General features: G+C 63.4%; 15 protein-coding genes. 9 read left to right on the top strand and 6 right to left on the bottom strand.

The window, feature by feature from the left end; genetic code table 11:
- Nucleotides 1-20 precede the first annotated feature (20 nt).
- Nucleotides 21-5,528 (bottom strand): SdrD B-like domain-containing protein, encoded by a 5,508-nt coding sequence (locus GW587_RS31635; RefSeq protein ID WP_166102124.1) that lies wholly within the window; start codon nucleotides 5,526-5,528, stop codon nucleotides 21-23.
- Nucleotides 5,529-5,783: 255 nt separating this feature from the next.
- Here GW587_RS31635 and GW587_RS10530 point away from each other — a divergent pair, with 255 nt between their 5' ends.
- Nucleotides 5,784-6,821: a hypothetical protein gene (locus tag GW587_RS10530; protein ID WP_166102122.1), complete on the top strand. Its 1,038-nt coding sequence runs from the start codon at nucleotides 5,784-5,786 to the stop codon at nucleotides 6,819-6,821.
- A 1-nt stretch (nucleotide 6,822) separates the two neighbouring features.
- Entirely contained in the window at nucleotides 6,823-8,517 is a 1,695-nt protein-coding gene (gene recJ / locus GW587_RS10525; RefSeq protein WP_166102120.1) for a single-stranded-DNA-specific exonuclease RecJ, read from the top strand.
- A gap of 1 nt (nucleotide 8,518) precedes the next feature.
- On the opposite strand, the gene GW587_RS10520 is transcribed toward recJ, so the two are convergent.
- The 3 genes from GW587_RS10520 to GW587_RS10510 are packed head-to-tail and all read right to left on the bottom strand — an operon-like array spanning nucleotide 8,519 to nucleotide 10,997.
- A complete protein-coding gene (locus GW587_RS10520; RefSeq protein ID WP_166102117.1) occupies nucleotides 8,519-9,301 on the bottom strand; it encodes a 3-hydroxybutyrate dehydrogenase in 783 nt (260 codons plus the stop codon).
- Nucleotides 9,302-9,310: 9 nt separating this feature from the next.
- Nucleotides 9,311-10,501, bottom strand: coding sequence for a patatin-like phospholipase family protein (locus GW587_RS10515; RefSeq protein WP_443090649.1), 1,191 nt, complete (start codon nucleotides 10,499-10,501; stop codon nucleotides 9,311-9,313).
- On the bottom strand, nucleotides 10,494-10,997 hold the full coding sequence (locus GW587_RS10510) for a carboxymuconolactone decarboxylase family protein (RefSeq protein ID WP_229259386.1): 504 nt from the start codon (nucleotides 10,995-10,997) through the stop codon (nucleotides 10,494-10,496). The genes GW587_RS10515 and GW587_RS10510 overlap by 8 nt, the downstream gene beginning before the upstream one ends.
- Nucleotides 10,998-11,374: 377 nt before the next feature.
- On the opposite strand from GW587_RS10510, the gene GW587_RS10505 reads away from it, so the two are divergent.
- From GW587_RS10505 to GW587_RS10495, 3 genes are all read left to right on the top strand, one after another.
- Entirely contained in the window at nucleotides 11,375-11,674 is a 300-nt protein-coding gene (locus tag GW587_RS10505) for a YajD family HNH nuclease (protein WP_443090647.1), read from the top strand.
- Between the two features lie 288 nt (nucleotides 11,675-11,962).
- On the top strand, nucleotides 11,963-12,766 hold the full coding sequence (locus tag GW587_RS10500; RefSeq protein WP_166102112.1) for an endonuclease NucS domain-containing protein: 804 nt from the start codon (nucleotides 11,963-11,965) through the stop codon (nucleotides 12,764-12,766).
- Nucleotides 12,759-13,379 carry a hypothetical protein gene (locus tag GW587_RS10495; protein WP_166102109.1) on the top strand — a complete coding sequence of 207 codons (621 nt, stop codon included), beginning with the start codon at nucleotides 12,759-12,761 and terminating at the stop codon, nucleotides 13,377-13,379. The genes GW587_RS10500 and GW587_RS10495 overlap by 8 nt, the downstream gene beginning before the upstream one ends.
- A 393-nt stretch (nucleotides 13,380-13,772) precedes the next feature.
- Here the strand turns inward: GW587_RS10495 and GW587_RS10490 are convergent, their stop codons facing one another.
- A complete protein-coding gene (locus GW587_RS10490) occupies nucleotides 13,773-14,213 on the bottom strand; it encodes a YybH family protein (RefSeq protein WP_166102106.1) in 441 nt (146 codons plus the stop codon).
- A 92-nt stretch (nucleotides 14,214-14,305) separates the two neighbouring features.
- On the opposite strand from GW587_RS10490, the gene GW587_RS10485 reads away from it, so the two are divergent.
- The 3 genes from GW587_RS10485 to GW587_RS10475 are packed head-to-tail and all read left to right on the top strand — an operon-like array spanning nucleotide 14,306 to nucleotide 15,761.
- On the top strand, nucleotides 14,306-14,740 hold the full coding sequence (locus GW587_RS10485) for an antitoxin Xre/MbcA/ParS toxin-binding domain-containing protein (protein WP_166102104.1): 435 nt from the start codon (nucleotides 14,306-14,308) through the stop codon (nucleotides 14,738-14,740).
- Nucleotides 14,741-15,430, top strand: coding sequence for an RES family NAD+ phosphorylase (locus GW587_RS10480; RefSeq protein WP_166102101.1), 690 nt, complete (start codon nucleotides 14,741-14,743; stop codon nucleotides 15,428-15,430).
- A gap of 1 nt (nucleotide 15,431) precedes the next feature.
- Entirely contained in the window at nucleotides 15,432-15,761 is a 330-nt protein-coding gene (locus GW587_RS10475) for a DUF2288 domain-containing protein (protein ID WP_166102099.1), read from the top strand.
- On the opposite strand, the gene GW587_RS10470 is transcribed toward GW587_RS10475, so the two are convergent.
- The gene (locus GW587_RS10470) at nucleotides 15,758-16,657 is read right to left on the bottom strand and encodes a LysR family transcriptional regulator (protein WP_166102096.1); all 900 of its coding nucleotides are present in this window, start codon (nucleotides 16,655-16,657) and stop codon (nucleotides 15,758-15,760) included. The two genes, GW587_RS10475 and GW587_RS10470, sit on opposite strands and share 4 nt — an antisense overlap.
- 119 nt (nucleotides 16,658-16,776) lie before the next feature.
- Here GW587_RS10470 and GW587_RS10465 point away from each other — a divergent pair, with 119 nt between their 5' ends.
- Complete coding sequence (locus GW587_RS10465; RefSeq protein WP_166102093.1) at nucleotides 16,777-17,322, top strand: carboxymuconolactone decarboxylase family protein; 546 nt, start codon at nucleotides 16,777-16,779, stop codon at nucleotides 17,320-17,322.
- Nucleotides 17,323-17,340 lie beyond the last annotated feature (18 nt).

The raw sequence follows: 17,340 nt of genomic DNA, 5'->3' as shown, positions 1-17,340 counted from the left end.
CTCTTAGTGGTTGATTCAAGTTAAGCAGTAACTACAGGGCACTGACCCACCAGCTGGGCCGCTTGCGTTCCATCCTGCATCAGGTCGGCGATGGTCGGCGCGCTGACTCCGGCGGCGGCGGCATCGGATGCCGCGACGTTGAAGTAGACGTCGGTCATGTCGGCCGTCTTGCCGTTGCTCAGCGTGACGCTGCTGCGCTCCAGGTGCAAATTGTTGTTGGCGTCCAGGAACGGCAGCTCGGTGTAGGCCACCGTCAGGCTGACCACGCCGGCCTTCGCCAGGCTGATCAGTTCGCCGGCGTCGGTCTTGCCGTTGCTGTTGGCGTCCTGCCAGATCATCAGGCTGCTGAACAGCGCGTCGGCGGCATTGACCTGGCCGTCGCCGTTGCTGTCGTAGCTGCTCAGCTTGGCGAAGCCCGAACCCTTGCTGGCGCCGCCGAACAGTTCGCTGATGTTGTCGATCTGGCCGTTGCCGTTGGTGTCGATGGCCAGGAAGCCGTCGTCGCCGCTCAGCCAGCCCGACTGGATCGCCTTGCCGGTGCCCAGCAGGTCGAACGTGCCGGTCATGTTCTGGCGGGCGATGGTGTGGATGCCGTCGCCGTTCAGGTCGATCGCGATCGGCGTGATCGAGGCGTCCCAGCTCATGTCGTTCTCGCCCGAGGTCAGCGTGATGGTGTCGGTCTTGGTGATGTTGACCAGCGATTTGCCGTCGCCGGCCACATCGGAGTCGATGCCGTCGTTGCTGCCGACGTTCTTCACGCCCCACTTCCAGTCGCTCATGTTGTAGGTGGCGTGATCGGAGGCGAACGTGACCTTGACGTTGGTCTTGTCGAACTGCAGGTAGTAGTTGCCTGGCGTCAGACCGTCGAACTTGTAGGTGCCGTCGGCGGCGGTCTTCACCGTGCCCAGCTTGGCGTTGGTGGCCGAGTCGAACAGCGAGACGGTGATGCCGCCGATGCCTTCCTCGCCCTTGTCCTGCACGCCGTTGTGGTTGGCGTCGCGCCATACCTTGTCGCCGATGCTGGCCTTGCGGTAGATGCCGGCGTCCTCGGTGGTGATGTCCTGGCCGATGCCCAGCGCGATGGCGCCGGTCTTGCCGCTGTTGCCCGAGATGACAGTGATGTCGGAATCGGTGCTGTCGTTGCCGGCGCCGGATTTGCTGAAGGTCCAGGCGGTGTCTTTCACCACTTCCACCTTGTAGCTGCCGGCGGTCAGGTCGTCGAACAGGTACTGGCCGCCGCCTTTGGTGACCACGGTGCCCTTGAGCGCGCCGGTGACCGCGTCGTACAGCTTGACGGTCACGCCGTCCACGCCCACTTCGCCGCTGTCCTGCACGCCGTTGGCGTTGCTGTCTTCCCACACGCGGTTGCCGATGCTGCCGGTCTTGACGATGCCTGCGTCATGGCTCTTGTCGACCACGCCCGCCGCCAGCGTGAACTGGGCGCCCTGGCCGCTGCTGTCGACGTCGGAGTCGAGCAGGTCGCTGTTGCCCGCGTTCTGCTTGGTGAAGGCATAGCCGTCCACCGCGCCGAACTTGACCGAGTACTTGCCCGCGTCCAGATCCTTGAACGAATACAGTCCGTTGGCGTCGGTGGTAGCGGTGGCGATCGCCACGCCTTTTTCGTTCAGCAGCGTGACTTTCACGCCCTTGACGCCGCTTTCGCCGTTGTTCTGGATGCCGTCGCCGTTGGCGTCGCACCAGACCTTGTCGCCGATTTCGCTCTTCGGCGTGACCAGGCCGGCGTCCATGTTGGTGACGTTCTGGCCGGCGGTGACGGTGACCGAACCCAGCTTGCCGTTGGCGTCGGCGTTGCTGTCGGTGTTGGTGTTGGTGCCGACGTTTTGCTTGGTGAACAGGTAGCCGGTCGGCGCCTTGACGTCCACCGAATAGGTGCCGGCGGCGACGCTGAACTTGTAGTTGCCGTCGCTGTCGGTGGTGGTGGTCTTGATGACGTTGCCGCTGCTGTCGCGCAGTTGCACGGTGACGCCGGATTTGCCGCTTTCGCCGTCGTCCTGCACGCCGTTGCCGTTCTTGTCGAGCCAGACGCGGTCGCCGATGGTGGCGGCAGCCAGCACGCCGGCGTCCACGGTCTTGTCGACCTGGCCGGAAGTCAGCGTGACGCTGTGCGACAGGCCGTTGGCGTTGACGTCGGAGTCGACCGCGTCGTCGGCGCCTTTGTTGGCGACGGTGAAGGTCATGCCTTCAGGCAGCGAGTCCTTGTCGAACTGGACGCTGTAGGTGCCAGGCTTGAGGCCGGTGAACAGGTAGTTGCCGTTGGCGTCGGTGGTGACCGAGTTGCCGACCTTGTTGCCGTTGGCGTCGAGCAGCGTGACCTTGACGCCGCAGATGCCGCCTTCGCCGTTGTTCTGCAGGCCGTCCTTGTTGCTGTCCAGCCAGACTTTGTCGCCGATCGAGGCGGTCTTGTACAGGCCCGCGTCGACGCTGGTGATCTCGTCGCCGGCTTTCAGCGTGACCGAATTGCTTTGGCCGGTGCTGCCGAAGTCGCTGTCCTTGGCGTCGTCGCTGCCGACATCCTTGCCGGTGAAGACGTAGTCCTTCGGCGCCGTGACCGATACCGTGTAGTTGCCCGCGTCGGCGGTGAAGCTGTACTTGCCGTCGGCGTTGGTGGTGGTGGTCTGCACCACTTTACCGGTGCTGTCCTTCAGCTGCACGGTCACGTTGGCGATGCCGGCTTCGCCCGCATCCTGTACGCCGTTGGCGTTGCTGTCTTCCCACACGAAGTCGCCCAGCTTGGCCTTGGTGGTGACGATGCCCGCGTCCAGCGTGTTGTTGACGTCGCCGGAGGCCAACGTGACCTGCGCGGTCTTGCCGGTGCTGACGTTGGCGTCGGAATCGCTGGCGTCGTTGCCCTGGTCGGCGGTGGTGAAGACGTGGTTGGCCGGCAGCGTGGTCTTGTCGAACTGCACGCTGTAGGTGCCCGGCTTCAGGTTGGTGAAGCTGTAGACGCCGTCGGAGTTGGTGGTCGCGGTGGCGCCGGTTGGATTGCCCGCCGCATCCAGCAGGATGACCTTGACGCCGGAAACGCCCGCTTCGCCGCTGTCCTGCACGCCGTTGCGGTTGGTGTCCAGCCAGACGCGGTCGCCCAGCGTCGCGCCCTTGTAGAAGCCGGCGTCGACGTTGTTGTTGGTCTGACCGGCGGTCAGGGTCACCACGCCGCTTTGGCCGGCCGCATCGATGTCGCTGTCGACGCCGTCGGCGCCGGTGTGTGCGCCGGTGGCGGTCATGCCGGTCGGGGCGGTGACGGAAATCGAATACTTGCCCGGATCGACGGTGAAGCTGTACTTGCCGTCGGCGCCGGTGGTGGTGGTCTTGACCACATTGCCAGCCTCGTCCTTCAGGTCGACCTTGACGCCGACGATGCCGGCTTCGTTCGCGTCCTGAATGCCGTTGCCGTTGGTGTCTTCCCAGACGCGGTCGCCCAGCGTCGCTTGCTGGATCACCAGGCCGGCGCGCAGCGTCATGTCTTCGCCGGAGGCGAGCGTGACCTGGGTGGTCTTGCCGGTGCCGGTGTCGGCATCCGAACCGCCGCTGCCCGGGCCGCCTTGTGCGGCGCTAGTGAAGTCATAGCCGGCCGGCAGGCTGCTCTTGTCGAACTGCACGCTGTAGCTGCCCGGTGCCAGGTTGGTGAACTGGTAGTGGCCGTTGGCGTCGGTGGTGGCCACGGCGCCCGGGATCGGGTTGCCGTTGGCGTCCAGCAGGATCACTTTGACGCCGGCGGCGCCGGTTTCACCGTTGTTCAGGCGGCCGTCGCGGTCGGTATCGAACCAGACCACCTGGCTCAGCGAGGCCGGACGGTAGATGCCGGCGTCGATGTTGTTGTTGTGCTCGCCGGCGCCCAGCGTGACGCTGGCCACGCCGGAAGCGTTGACGTCGCTGTCCGTCGCGCCGTTGCCGCCCTTGCCGCTGCCGGTGAAGCTGTAGCCCGCAGGCGGCGCCACCGAGACGGTGTAGGTGCCTGGATCGACGGTGAAGCTGTACATGCCGCCGTCGTGGGTGGTGACGGTGCCGACGGTGTTGCCGGACGCGTCCTTGAGCGAGACGGCCACGCCGTCCACGCCCAACTCGCCGTTGTCCTGCACGCCGTTGCCGTTGGTGTCTTCCCACACGCGGTCGCCCACGGTGGCCTGCTCGATGACGATGCCGGCGTCCAGATGCTGGTTGCTGTCGCCCGAGGCCAGCGTCACTTGCGCGGTCTTGCCGGTGGTGACGTCGGCGTCGGAATCCTTGGCGGCGTCGCCGCCCTGGCCCTGGCCGGTGAACAGGTAGTTGGCCGGCAGGCTGGCCTTGTCGAACTGCACGCTGTAGGCGCCAGGCTTGAGGCCGCTGAACTGGTAATGACCGCTGTCGTCGGTGGTGACGCTGGCGCCGACGGCGTTGCCGCTGGCGTCCAGCAGCGTGACCTTGACGCCTTTGACGCCGGCTTCGCCCGCGTCCTGCACGCCGTTGCGGTTGGTGTCGTACCAGACGGTGTCGCCCAGCGAAGCCGAACGGTACAGGCCGGCGTCGGCCTTGTTATTGGTCTCGCCCGGCGTCAGCACGATCGCGCCGGTGTTGCCGCTGGCGTCGATATCGCTGTCCAGGGCGTCGTTGCCGCCTTGGTGCTGCGGCGCGACGGCATAGCCGGCCGGCGCCTGCACGGTCACCGAGTAGGTGCCTGCGTCCACGTCGAAATGGTAATTGCCGCTGGCGTCGGTGGTGGTGGTGGCGACCACGTGGCCGTCGGTGGCCTTGAGCTGCACCACGACGCCGGCGATGCCGGCTTCGCCCGCATCCTGCACGCCGTTCGCGTTGCCGTCTTCCCAGACGAAATCGCCCAGGTGGGCTTGCGGCACCTTGAAGGTCAGATAGTTCGGCGTGGCGCTGGTGTCGGCCGCGCCGCAGCCGACCAGGCCGCCGGCGTCGCGCACCTTGAAGCCGATGTCGAAGCTGCCGGAGGTGCTCTGGCTCGGCTCGAACGCCAGCTTGCCGGCGGCGATGTCGGCGGCGGAAATTTCCGCGCCGGCGACCACGGCCACGCCGTTCAACGTCAGCTTGCCGGCGGTCGGCAGCGAGGTGATGATGACGGACTGGAAGGCGTCGTGCTCGACCGCGTCGACGAAGCCGAAGTCGGCTTGCGCCAGCGCTACCGGCGCGCCGTTGCTCAGGCTGAACGTCTTGTTGGCGCCGGTCGGCGCGTCGTTGACCGGATCAACGATGATCTGCAGCTTCAACGAGATGGAGTTTTCATCGACACCTTGGTCCAGCACGAATTCGATGGTCTTGAACGTGCCGTTGTAGTCCACGTGCCATTGGCCAGGGCGCACATAAATCGTGTCCTGGTCCACCATGCCGAACAGCGGCGTGTTCTCCTCGGCGACCGTGCCATCGGGCAAGTTCACCGTCATTTCGTCGATTTTCAACGTATTGGTGCTGATGTAGCCAGCATCCTTCAGGATTTCACGGATGTCGAAGGTACCGTTGGTATCTTCGCAAATATGAATTGTGGTGGCGATATTAATGACGCTCATGCTTTTAGCCTTGAAAAAGTCGTTTTTTGGAGTTATCGAACAAGCCGACTTGACTACGGGATTGGGTAGGCAGTGGCTAGGTGGAGCACAAGCATCACGGGATTCAAGTAATGCTCTCAATACATTTAAGTTGTCGCAATTATAGCTAATATTTTCCCGAAATAATTAAAATTTTTCCATGTGAATGATTTTTTTACCAATTTAGTTCTTTAAAGAATTAATTCGCCAAATCGCGCAATGCCCTACAATCTCGGCATGACCGAAATAACACTGGCTTTGCCCTATGCCCTGCCCCCGCCGGAGATGGCGCCCGACCTGATGCGCGCGCTGAAAATGCCCGCGCTGGCTGCGTTGCTAAGTCGCAACAACAATTTGCAATATCACATCTACGACAACGACAGCCGGGTGCTGCCGCACGAGTCCTGGCTGGCCCACGAACTCGGTCTGGCCAGCCCGCCGGACCGGCCGGACACCGGCGCGCCGCTGGCGATCGCGGCGATGCGCGGCTGCGGCCTGCAGGCCGAGGCCGCAGAAGGCCACTGGTTCATGGTGCAACCGGCCCATATCCAGCTATCGCGCACCCACCTGCTGCTGTCCGACCTGCGCGCGCTGCATTTGACGGAAGCGGAATCGCGCGGCCTGTACGACATCGCCCGCGGCTATTTCGAGGAATTGGGCAAGCCGCTGCTGCACGGCGCTCCAGGGCTGTGGTTCGTGCGTGCCGACGACTGGACCGGCCTGAGCACCGCCACGCCGGACGCCGCCGCCACCCAGAACCTGAGCGACTGGATGCCGGAAGGCGAGCACGCGCGCGACTACCGCAAGCTGCAAAACGAGATCCAGATGCTGTGGCACGAGCATCCGATCAACGTGGCGCGCCAGGAGCGCGGCCTGCAGCCGGTGAATTCATTCTGGATGTGGGGCGGCTCGCACGCGGCGCCGGCGGCGGCAGCGGCGGCGATCGCCGGCGGTCCGGCCTGGATGCAGGCGCTGGCCGCGCCGGACCAGCGGCAACCGAGCGCCGCCCAGCTGATCGCCCAGCCGGGGACCGTCGTCCTGGCGGAACTGATCCCGTCGGCCCAGACGGGCGACTGGTCGGACTGGATCGCCCGCATGCAGCGCATCGAGCAGGAGTGGTTCGCGCCGCTGCTGGCGGCGCTGAACGACGGCCGCGTCGGCCGCGTGAACTTGATGCTGAGCCACCGCAACGGCTGGATGACGGTCGCCGGCGGCAAGCTGGCGCAGCGCAAATTCTGGCGCAAGCCCACCCTGAACTCACTAAAGCAAGCCTGACATGACCCGTATCGCCATCCGCCCCTGCCCTTACCGCGAATCCGAAATGCTGCGCCAGGGTGGCGTCCACCCGGTGCTGGCGCGCCTGTACGCCGCGCGCGGCCTGACCGATCCGAAGGAGCTGTCGAGTGAACTGGCGTCGATGATTCCGCCGGCCGGCCTGCTGCACATCGACCTCGCCGCCGTGTTCCTGGCCGACGCCATCACGGCCGGCAAGCGCATGGTGATCGTCGCCGACTACGACTGCGACGGCGCCACCGCCTGCGCGGTCGCGCTGCGCGGGCTGAAGGCGATGGGCGCCAACATCGACTTCATCGTGCCGAACCGCTTCGAATACGGCTACGGCCTGACGCCGGAGATCGTCGAACTGACGGCGCGCGAGAAGCAGCCGGACATCATCATCACCGTCGACAACGGCATCGCCAGCATCGACGGCGTGGCCGAAGCCAACCGGCGCGGCATCGAAGTGGTGGTGACCGACCACCACTTGCCGGCCGACACCCTGCCCGCCGCGCGCGTGATCGTCAATCCGAACCAGCCGGAATGCGGCTTCCCGAGCAAGCATATCGCCGGCGTCGGCGTGGTGTTCTACGTGCTGCTGGCCTTGCGCGCCGAGTTCCGCAAGCGCGGCGCCTACGAGACCGTACCGCAGCCCAAGCTCGACGCCCTGCTCGACCTGGTGGCGCTGGGCACCGTGGCCGACGTGGTGCGGCTCGATCCGAACAACCGTATCCTGGTGGCGCAAGGGCTGAAGCGCATGCGCGCCGGCCGCATGCACGCCGGCGTCGCTGCACTGTTCCGCGTCGCAGGACGCGAACCGCGCACCGCCAGCCCGTTCGACCTGGGCTTCGCACTGGGACCGCGGCTGAACGCGGCCGGCCGGCTGGAAGACATGTCGCTCGGGATCGAATGCCTGATCACCGACGACGAGGGACGCGCCTGGCAACTGGCGCAGCAGCTCAACGAGATCAACCTGAAGCGCCGCGAGATCGAGGCGGAAATGCAGGACACGGCGCTGCTGCACCTGGACGCGTACGAGCCGGCCGCCAGCAGCACCATTTGCGTGTTCGACGACAGCTGGCACCAGGGCGTGATCGGCATCGTCGCCTCGCGGCTGAAGGAGAAGTTCTTCCGCCCGACGATCACCTTCGCGCCGGGCGCGGACGGCTGGATCAAGGGCTCCGGCCGCTCCATCCCCGGCTTCCACCTGCGCGACGCGCTGGACCTGGTGTACAAGAAGGCGCCGACGCTGATCGACAAGTTCGGCGGCCACGCGATGGCGGCCGGCCTGACGATCCGCGCCGACGCCTTCGACGCCTTCGCCGCCGCGTTCGAGGAAGTGGGCCGTTCGTGGCTCAGCCAGCAGCAGCTGGAGCGCGTGATCGAGACCGACGGCCCGCTGGAGGATGCGTATTACACCACCGCCTTCATCGAGCTGATGGCCGGCCAGGTGTGGGGCCAGGGTTTCGCGCCGCCGGTGTTCTGCGACGAGTTCCGCGTGGTGAGCCAGCGGATTTTAAAGGAGCGCCACCTCAAGCTGGTGCTGGAAAAAAACGGCGCCCGCTACGACGCCATCTGGTTCAGCCACGTCGACTCGCTGGGCGAACGCGCCAAGGTCGCCTTCCGCCTCGACGCCAACGAATACAACGGCGTCACCAAGGTGCAGCTGCTGGTGGAGCACGCCGAAGCGATGTAATCTATTGCATGAACCACCCGTGGCTGACCACGATCGACTGTCCAGTCAAGGCATTGCTCGGGAAGGCCGCCAGAAACAGCGCCGTCTGCGCCACATCGTCGACCGTGGTGAATTCACCGTCGACCGTCTCCTTCAACATCACGTTCTTGATGACTTCGTCCTCCGTGATACCCAGCTCCTTGGCCTGTTCTGGAATCTGTTTTTCCACCAGCGGCGTGCGCACAAAGCCCGGGCAGATGACGTTGGCGCGCACACCGTGCGCCGCGCCCTCTTTCGCCACCGTCTTGGCCAGACCGATCAGTCCATGCTTGGCGGTGACGTACGGCGCCTTCAATACCGAGGCTTCTTTTGAGTGCACGGAACCCATGTAGATCACGCTGCCGCCGCGTTTTTGCGCGTACATGCGCTTCAGGCAGGCGCGCGTGGTCAGGAAAGCGCCGTCCAGGTGGATCGCCAACATCTTCTTCCAGTTGGCGAAATCGAAGGACTCGATCGGCGCCACGATCTGGATGCCGGCGTTCGACACCAGAATGTCGATTCCACCGAGCTGGTCCGCGGCGGCGGCGATGCCGGCCTCGACCTGCTCTTCATTGGTGACGTCCATCGCCACCGCGATCGCGCGTTGGCCCGATGGATCGAGTTCGGTGGCGACCGCTTGGGCCTGCTCCAGGTTCAGGTCGGCGATGACGACCTTGGCGCCGTTCTGGAAATATACGGTGGCGATCTGTTTGCCGATACCGCTGGCGGCGCCGGTGACGACTGCGACTTTGTCTTGAAGATTCATGATGGTCTTTTAAATAGGTTGAGCCGGCTTCGTGAGGAAGTCGAAAATGGCTGGGTTGTTTTCGATACTGGGTAGCTTCATGATTTCCGGATGCGCGAGCGTGGCGTCCGCGTCGGTATAGCCGGCCTGCCAATGCTCGGTCATGGTCCGGCGTGAGAATTCCACGTCCTTGTACTGGCCCTCGTAGGTCGCCGAGCGGTACACCAGTTCAACGATGTTGTAGAGCGTAGCGTCGGCCGCCCCCGCCAGCAAACGGGCCTGAGGCGAGTCCGCGATGTCGGCGGGGATCAGGGCCAGCAGCTCGCTCAGCGCGGCGCGCAATTTCTTCACCTTGCGCAAGGAGTCGGTGGCGCTGCGCGTGCGGCTTGAATACTGGATCTCCTTCATGCGCGTGGCGACGCTGGCCAGGTCGCTCGGCAGTTCACCATGGGCACTCCACAGGTCCACTTGCCACACCTGCGTATCCCGCCCGGAGCTGTTGGACAGCACCCAATCGAGCGGCGTGTTGGACACCATGCCACCGTCCCAATACTTTTCGCCGTCTATCTCCACCGCATCGAAGCCCGGCGGCAAGGCGCCGCTGGCCATGATGTGCTCGGGCCGGATAATCAGGTCGGAGGTATTGTCGAAATAAGCGAAATTGCCGGTGCGGACGTTGACCGCGCCGACGCTGAGGCGAGTCTCCCCGGCGTTGATGCGGTCGAAATCGACCAGCCGCTCGAGGGTGGCGCGCAACGGCGTCGTGTCGTAGTAGCTGGTGGCGCCGCCGCCGTTCCATAGCAAATAAGGCGGCGGCACGCGCGGTTCGAAAAAGCCGCTCACGCCCTGCGCGAATGCACGGCCGGCCGCCAGCTGGTTGACCCACGCCCGCGTGGCATCGACCATCGGCAGGCCGGTGAAGACGCCGGGCGCGCCGCGATCGCTGTCGCTCACCAGCTCCCAGAATTCCCGCAGGCGCGCGACCCGGTTCTCCCTGGCGTTGCCGGCGATGATGGCGCAGTTGATGGCGCCGATTGAAATGCCGGCCAACCAGGTAGGCTCGATGCCGCCTTCCAGCAGGCGCTCATACACGCCGGCCTGGTAAGCGCCAAGCGCGCCGCCGCCCTGCAGCACCAGGGCGACGCTGCCGAACTCGGACCCGGCCCGGCTGGCCGGCGCGATACGGGCGTCGCGCGACACCGCAGGATCACGTTTATTCACGTTCAGGCACCGGCACGTTGAAACCGTTCAGCGTCGTCGACACCAGCGCATACAGGCCGACCAGGTAGATCAGCTCGTTGGTGCCGTGCTGGCCGAACGTGCTCACCGCCAGGCGGTACAGCGGTTCGGGCAGCGTGCCTCCGCGGCTCAAAGCGTAGGAAAAATCGAACGCGACGTTCTCTTCCTTGGAAAGATCGGCCGGCTTCAGGTCCGCCACCAGCGCGGCCAGACGTTCGGCCGACATGCCCTCTTTTTCAGCGACGGCGACATGGGCATACAACTCATAGGCCGCGTCGAAACGGGCGCCGACCACCAGGATCGCGATCTGGCGTACGTTGTCGGGCAAGACGGCATTCGCGGTCATGGCCAGCGTCAGATCCCAGATCGCCTTGCCGATGCCCGGTTCATGCAGCCAGGGATTCCATGGCCCCATCAAGGCGCCCTCTTCGTTCTCGACCTTGAAGGCGTTGAAGTTGCTGGCAATCCCCTTGCGCATGCTGTCGTACAGCGGCTTTTGTTCGGGGGTGAGTTGGTTCGGGGGGATGAGTGGAAGTCGCAATGTGTCCTCGCATGTTGATGGGTTGCCTCGGTTTTTATTCTGGCAGTTTAGAAATCAGTTGCGCGTTCGATTGGCGCCGCGAATTTATGCGGACAACCACGATTTTTCGCCGACTCACGAATGTTTTCATAGGGGGACCCAGGTGATGAGGCCTAATGACACAGCAGTCGGCAACCACTGAACCTTACGAACATGTAATGTCTTAATGAGATTTCCATCATGCTTGCATCCTCCAACGGCGTTGGGGTGGCCTCGGTGTTGAGTGAGAATGCTATGCTGAGCGAATCCGATTGCCTTTGGGGAAGGAAATAATTATGACCGTTGGAAAAAAGCCGGACGCCGCGCGGCTGGACAAAATTGTGGCTGAAGCCCGACGCGCGGCCGACCAGCGCGATCTAGGCTATCGCGAGCGCTCGCTGAAAATGTATCCGTGGGTGTGCGGTCGCTGCATGCGCGAATTTACGCATACCAATGTGTCGCAACTTACCGTGCACCATCGTGACCACAATCACGACAACAATCCGCCTGATGGCAGCAACTGGGAATTGCTGTGTCTCTACTGCCACGATAACGAACACTCGCGTTATCTTGAGGCCGACCGGGGACTAGTCTGAAATCGGTCGAGATCGCGCCGGCAACGCATAATCCGTTTGCCTCATTAGCCGGTCTGATGAAAAAGAAAGAATAAAATCAGGGTGGTACCGACGGCGTAAATGAGCACAATCGGCCAAAAGGCGACATTCGATCCAACCGGATGGCTGACCGCTTCTGGCTTCATCTGTGACGTCGATGCTTCTGTAACGAATTTCGTCGACTGCCTCGCTATGTAAAAATTCTCGACGCAGCAGGACGGATCCGTCCCATCCCGACAAAACCACCAACGAATGCGAGGGCGACAAACGATGAACAACGGGAGCAAGAAACCAGTCTGGCAAATGGTCAAGGAAGCGGTACAGCAGATGAACGGGGAATGCACCTATCCCGCCATTAAGGCGAAGATCCGCTCGATGTATGGGGACGATGTCAACGACAGTTCAATGACGTGTAGCATCATTTCGGGCGCGGTGAATCACCCGTCACGTATTCATTACAGCGAGAACAAGAAGCCCCGGATCTCCGACACGCCCTACGACTATCTGTTCAACACCGGTCGCGGCAAGGTCGTTCGGTATGAGCCTGAAAAGCATGGCGTTTGGGAGATCGCCAAGGCGACGGATGGGGATTTAGTGGTGCGCCTAGCGGACGGTGTTGGCGAAAACTCGCCGTCAGTCGTCGAAACCATCGAAGTGACGGACAACGCGTACGGTATGTTCGCGCTCGAAGCGCACCTGCGCGATTACCTCGCCAGAAACTTACCCAAGCTTCCCGATCACACCGCACCGCTGACTCTTTACCGCACCGACGACCGTGACGGTGTTGAGTTCCAGACGGACGTTGGACCGATTGATATCCTCGCTACTAGCAGCGGCGATTTTTACGTGCTTGAACTGAAACTGGGTCGCGGCCCCGACGCCACGCTAGGGCAGATCCTGCGCTACATGGGCTGGGTGAAAGAGCACCTGGCTGGCGAGAAGAAGGTCTACGGAGTCATCGTTGCGTCCGACATCGGGCAGAAACTCCGGTATGCAGCGACGCAGGTGCCCAACGTTCGTCTCATGGAGTACGACCTGAAAGTGGACCTGCGACCGGTAGCGCTCCATGGCTGATATCAATATCGTGCCCTTGCTCGCCCCGGCCGCCTCGGTCGTCGCCATGTGCGTGTCAGGCTATTTCGCGTGGTTGGCGATCAACGTTAACCGGAAAGATCGCGAAAGTAAGAACCACCTCGATCAGGCGATCCTTTCACTTCAACGAGCCCACGCGGCCTTGACCGACGACGGACGGTGCGAGCATGTCCGTCCGGACCGTCTGGTCTGGTTGACCGCTGCGCGGCACATCGAAACGTACAAAGTGCTCAAACGGGGCGTGACGGAGCTGTCGCACAAGGTGCTTTGCGAGGATCACGAGGAGTATTGGCGACATCGGGTCTACTTGGCCATCGACATGCACGCCCTGCACCAGCCGGGATGGTACGACGAGGACCGGGCCACGGGGAAGTTAGGATTGGCGCCGCCCTCACTTCTAATCATTTACGGGTTCGCCTCATGGCCGGAGGGTAAGGATGATCCGATCGACCAGGCGGACCTTATCGGCATTGCCGCATCGCACGACGTGCGCAAGGGCAACCACAGTTTGAGGATCTACCTCGAAAAGTTTCCCAAGATCACGAGCCTCCTTGACGAGGCCGATGCGAAGCGAAACGCCCGGCCTAAACGCTGAGGTCTGAACGGCACGGCGCCCACAGCATTGGCCGCGTAGCCGCATTACACGGACGATCTGGAGTTGTTGGAGGTCAGAACATGGTCGACGAGATTGAACTCTCATCCGAAATGTATTACCAGGAGAAATGCGCGAACGCTCAGGGCTGACATGAGGATTGGCGACCTTTCGAGCAGTCGCTAACGACTGAGGCTCGGTTTTTCAGTCTTTCTGCCACAGAACTTCTCGCGCGGATACTCGTCGGCACAAAGTCGTACACAAGACGTTCGTGGCGCAATATGAGAGACGGCAACTCGCTGCAAAGTAGACATTGGCTATCGAAACTCAAACGGCAGCTATGGGGCGTTAGCGGAAGTCCATCAACCACCTCATTGAATCAACGGTACGGCAACATTACTTTTTGCAGCTGCACACTTCCGTGCCGCCATCGAAGACGACGCGCCAAGTGTTCGGTGCCTCCAGCCGCCAGATCGAGTTGAAGCGGGCGATCAGCTTTCCGTCCGGCGCGTAGACAGGGCCCGAGGTGCGCGCCAGCGTGCCGGAGGCCAGCACATCCACCTGATCCGGCTCCCACGAAAACGGCGCGTCGGGCTTGGCGTAGAACTTCTTCCAGTCCTCCGCCACCGCCTGCTTGCCTTGCAAGGTCTTGCCGTCACCAGTGAAGACCGCCTCCTCCGACAAAAAAACCGCAAACGCCGCATGGTCGCGCGCTTTCATGGTCGCCGCGAAGGCCCGCTCGACACTGGCCACCTCCAGCTGTCTTCCGGTGAATACCGGCGCCGCCCATGCCGGCATGGCCAGCGCGGCAAGCATTGCAATAGATAGTATTTTCATCACCCACCTCCCTGCAGCGATGTTAATCCAGTTGCACACGGATTGCCATTTTTCCGAAATAGGAGTATAAATCATCCATTAACGGAGGATTTATGTTGACCTATGCCTACCCCCGCAGCCGCTTCGAGCCGACCGTACTGGTGGATCTGAACGCCAAGGCCGAGCGCGAGCGGCTGTCCAAGTCCGCCCTGAAGGGCTTTTTCAAGCTGGTCGCCACCTGGAAGGTGCGCGACGAGGACGCGCGCCAACTGCTCGGCGGCCTCTCCAACAGCAGCTACTACGACTGGAAAAAGAACCCCGAGCGCACGCTGGAAGTCGACTGCATCACGCGCATCAGCTACCTGCTCGGCATCTACAAGGCGCTGCACATCATCTACGGCGACAAGCTCGCCGATGAATGGATCGGCCTGCCCAACAGCAACCAGATCTTCGAAGGCCGCACGCCGCTGGCGTATATGCTGGGCGGCGGCCTGCTGGCGATGCAAACCGTGCGCCAGCTGCTGGACGCGCGCCGTGGAGGACTGTAAGTGCCGGTCAGCCTGATTCCCCCTTTAACCACGCTGCGCCAGTTCGACACTTGCCGTTTGCTGCCCTCCCGCTTCGCCGACGTCGAGGATTCGGTGCTGGCGCCGCTGGCCGACAGCGACGACCACCTGCGCGACCTGTTCGACCTGGATAATGCCACCAACGCCCGCCTGCGCACGCAGAACGGCGGCGCGGCCGGCATCAATGTCGACGAGCTGGTGTTCGGCGTGCCCAACTTCCGCATCGTCAACGCCGCCTTTACCTACGCCCATCCGCAGGGCAGCCGCTTCAACGACGGCCGGCGCGGCGCGTGGTATTGCGCCTTCGACGTCGAGACCGCGCTGGCGGAAGTCAGCTTCCACAAAGCCGTCGAATACGCCGAGATCAACCGCTTCGACGACAGCGTGCAGTACCAGTGCATGCTGGCCGATTTCACCGCCACCTTCCACGACCTGCGCGGCCAGGCGCGCTACGAAGCCTGCCTGGCGCCGGACAGTTATATCGAATCGCAGACGCTGGCGGAACGCCTGCTGGACGGCGGCTCGCTCGGCATCATCTACCCCAGCGTGCGGCGCCCCGAGGGCATCAACCTGGCCTGCTTCCGTCCCGCGCTGGTGGGGAATGTGCGCAAAGGCGCGGCGTATCGGTTAACATGGCGCGGCAACCCGGTACCAGACATCGATATTATTTAATATGCAAACCAAACCTGAAAACGACACCGACCTCCGCCTCAAAGTCAACCGCGAAACCGCGCGCCTGCCATGGACCGAACTGCTCAAGCATTTCGCCGCCGGCAACGTGGTATGGGTCGCCAATTCGCTCGACCTGGTGGATGTCGCCGTGCGCGTCTCGCACGACGACAAGGCCAACATCGCGCAGTGGATGGGCGCCGGCCTGCTGGGCAAGGTCAGCGACGAACAGGCGCAGGGCTGGCTGCAAGCCGACGCCCATCTGTGGGCGGTGGTGGTCCACCCCTTCATCCTGGTGCAACAGGACAAGGCCGTCGCCGACCAGGTCCACTAATTCATCGCGGTGTTGGCGCGCAGGGAAGCGATCGCAAGGTCGAGGAAGGCGCGCACCTTGCCGGTCGACTGGCGTCCCTCGTGATGCACCAGGCTGACCGGCACCGGCGGCGTTTCGAATTGCGTCAGCACCGTCTTCAGCCGCCCCGCCGCCAGATGCGGCGCCGCCATGTAGGAAATCACCCGCGTCAGCCCGAAGCCGTCCAGCGCGGCGCGCAAGGCCGCGTCGTTGCTGGTGCTGCTCAGGCGCGGCCGCACCCGGACCACCAGCGGCTTGCCGTCGCGGTCGAACTTCCAGTCCAGCGATTGCGTCACCGGCAGCGCCGCGACGATATCGTGGCGCGCCAGATCCTCCGGCACAAGGGGGATGCCGCGCTCTTTCAGATAGCCGGGCGAAGCGCACACCACCTGCCGCACCTGCCCCACCGTCACCGCCTGGTAGCTTGAATCGGGCAGCGTGCCGATACGGATCGCGGCGTCGACGCCCTCGTCCATCATGTTCACCACCCGGTCGAGGAAGCGGCATTCGACCTCGGTCTCCGGATAGCGCCGCAGGTAGTCGGTCACGATCGGCGTGACGTACATCGCGCCGAACATCACCGACGCCGTCACCACCAGCCGCCCGCGCGGCGCGGCATGGGTGCCGGCGGCCGAGGTCTCGGTGTCCGCGACGTCGGCCAGGATGCGGCGGCAGTCGACCGCATAGCGCGCGCCGACGTCGGTCACCCGCACCACGCGCGTGGTGCGCGACAGCAGGCGCACACCCATCACCTCCTCCAGCTCGGTGATCGCGCGCGTCACCACCGGCGGCGAGATCTGCAGCCGGCGCGCCGCCGGCGCGAATCCCCCTTCTTCCACCACCGCCACGAAAATTGCCATGGCCGAGAGCTTGTCCATATTATTCCCGAATCCGAAACAGTCCATTGCGAACGCCGCGCATTCACATTACCGCAGCAATCGTCGAAACTGCAAGTGTTCGCAAGACGAACCGACCAACCAACCCCAAGGAGCACAGCATGAGCCGCATCGCCACCATCGAAAACGACACCGCCACCCCGGAACAAAAAGCCCTGCTGGACGCGATCCAGGAAAAACTCGGCATGGTGCCCAACTTCCTGAAGATCTTCGCCCACTCGCCGGTCGCGCTGCGCGCCTTCCTCGGCCTGCACGGCGTCGCCACCGACGGGACGCTGAGCGCCGCGACCCGCGAACGCATCGCGCTGGCGCTGGCCCAGCAGAACGGCTGCGAATACTGTGTCTCCGCGCACACCGCCATCGGCCGCAAAACCGGCTTGAGCGGCGACGAAATGGCCGCCGCCCGCGCCGGCACCAGCGAAGATGCGCAAGCCGCCATCGCCGTCAAGTTCGCGCAAAGTCTGATGGAGAACAAGGGCGAAATCAGCGCGCTGGAACTGGCGGAAGTGCGCGGTGCGGGCTACAGTGAATCCGACATCGTCGAAATCATCACCCACGTCGGTATGAATTTCCTCACCAACATCCTGGGTAAAGCCAGCCGGGTTGAAATCGACTTCCCGAAAGTCGAACTGAAAATCGCCGCCTAACTCACCCAAGCAAGGAGC

The organism is Duganella aceris (assembly GCF_011090165.1).
Classification (GTDB): Bacteria; Pseudomonadota; Gammaproteobacteria; order Burkholderiales; family Burkholderiaceae_D; genus Rugamonas; species Rugamonas aceris.
The sequence above is the reverse complement of the archived record's forward strand: the minus strand, read 5'-3'. Positions and strand labels throughout refer to the sequence as shown.

Bases quoted from the DNA above. Each gene is read 5' to 3' on its own strand.
- GW587_RS10490 (WP_166102106.1), bottom strand. From the start codon at position 14,213: ATGAAAATACTATCTATTGCAATGCTTGCCGCGCTGGCCATGCCGGCA.
- GW587_RS10485 (WP_166102104.1), top strand. From the start codon at position 14,306: ATGTTGACCTATGCCTACCCCCGCAGCCGCTTCGAGCCGACCGTACTG.
- GW587_RS10520 (WP_166102117.1), bottom strand. From the start codon at position 9,301: ATGAATCTTCAAGACAAAGTCGCAGTCGTCACCGGCGCCGCCAGCGGT.
- GW587_RS10505 (WP_443090647.1), top strand. From the start codon at position 11,375: ATGACCGTTGGAAAAAAGCCGGACGCCGCGCGGCTGGACAAAATTGTG.
- recJ (WP_166102120.1), top strand. From the start codon at position 6,823: ATGACCCGTATCGCCATCCGCCCCTGCCCTTACCGCGAATCCGAAATG.
- GW587_RS10465 (WP_166102093.1), top strand. From the start codon at position 16,777: ATGAGCCGCATCGCCACCATCGAAAACGACACCGCCACCCCGGAACAA.
- GW587_RS10500 (WP_166102112.1), top strand. From the start codon at position 11,963: ATGAACAACGGGAGCAAGAAACCAGTCTGGCAAATGGTCAAGGAAGCG.
- GW587_RS31635 (WP_166102124.1), bottom strand. From the start codon at position 5,528: ATGAGCGTCATTAATATCGCCACCACAATTCATATTTGCGAAGATACC.
- GW587_RS10510 (WP_229259386.1), bottom strand. From the start codon at position 10,997: ATGCGCAAGGGGATTGCCAGCAACTTCAACGCCTTCAAGGTCGAGAAC.
- GW587_RS10475 (WP_166102099.1), top strand. From the start codon at position 15,432: ATGCAAACCAAACCTGAAAACGACACCGACCTCCGCCTCAAAGTCAAC.
- GW587_RS10530 (WP_166102122.1), top strand. From the start codon at position 5,784: ATGACCGAAATAACACTGGCTTTGCCCTATGCCCTGCCCCCGCCGGAG.
- GW587_RS10470 (WP_166102096.1), bottom strand. From the start codon at position 16,657: ATGGACAAGCTCTCGGCCATGGCAATTTTCGTGGCGGTGGTGGAAGAA.
- GW587_RS10495 (WP_166102109.1), top strand. From the start codon at position 12,759: ATGGCTGATATCAATATCGTGCCCTTGCTCGCCCCGGCCGCCTCGGTC.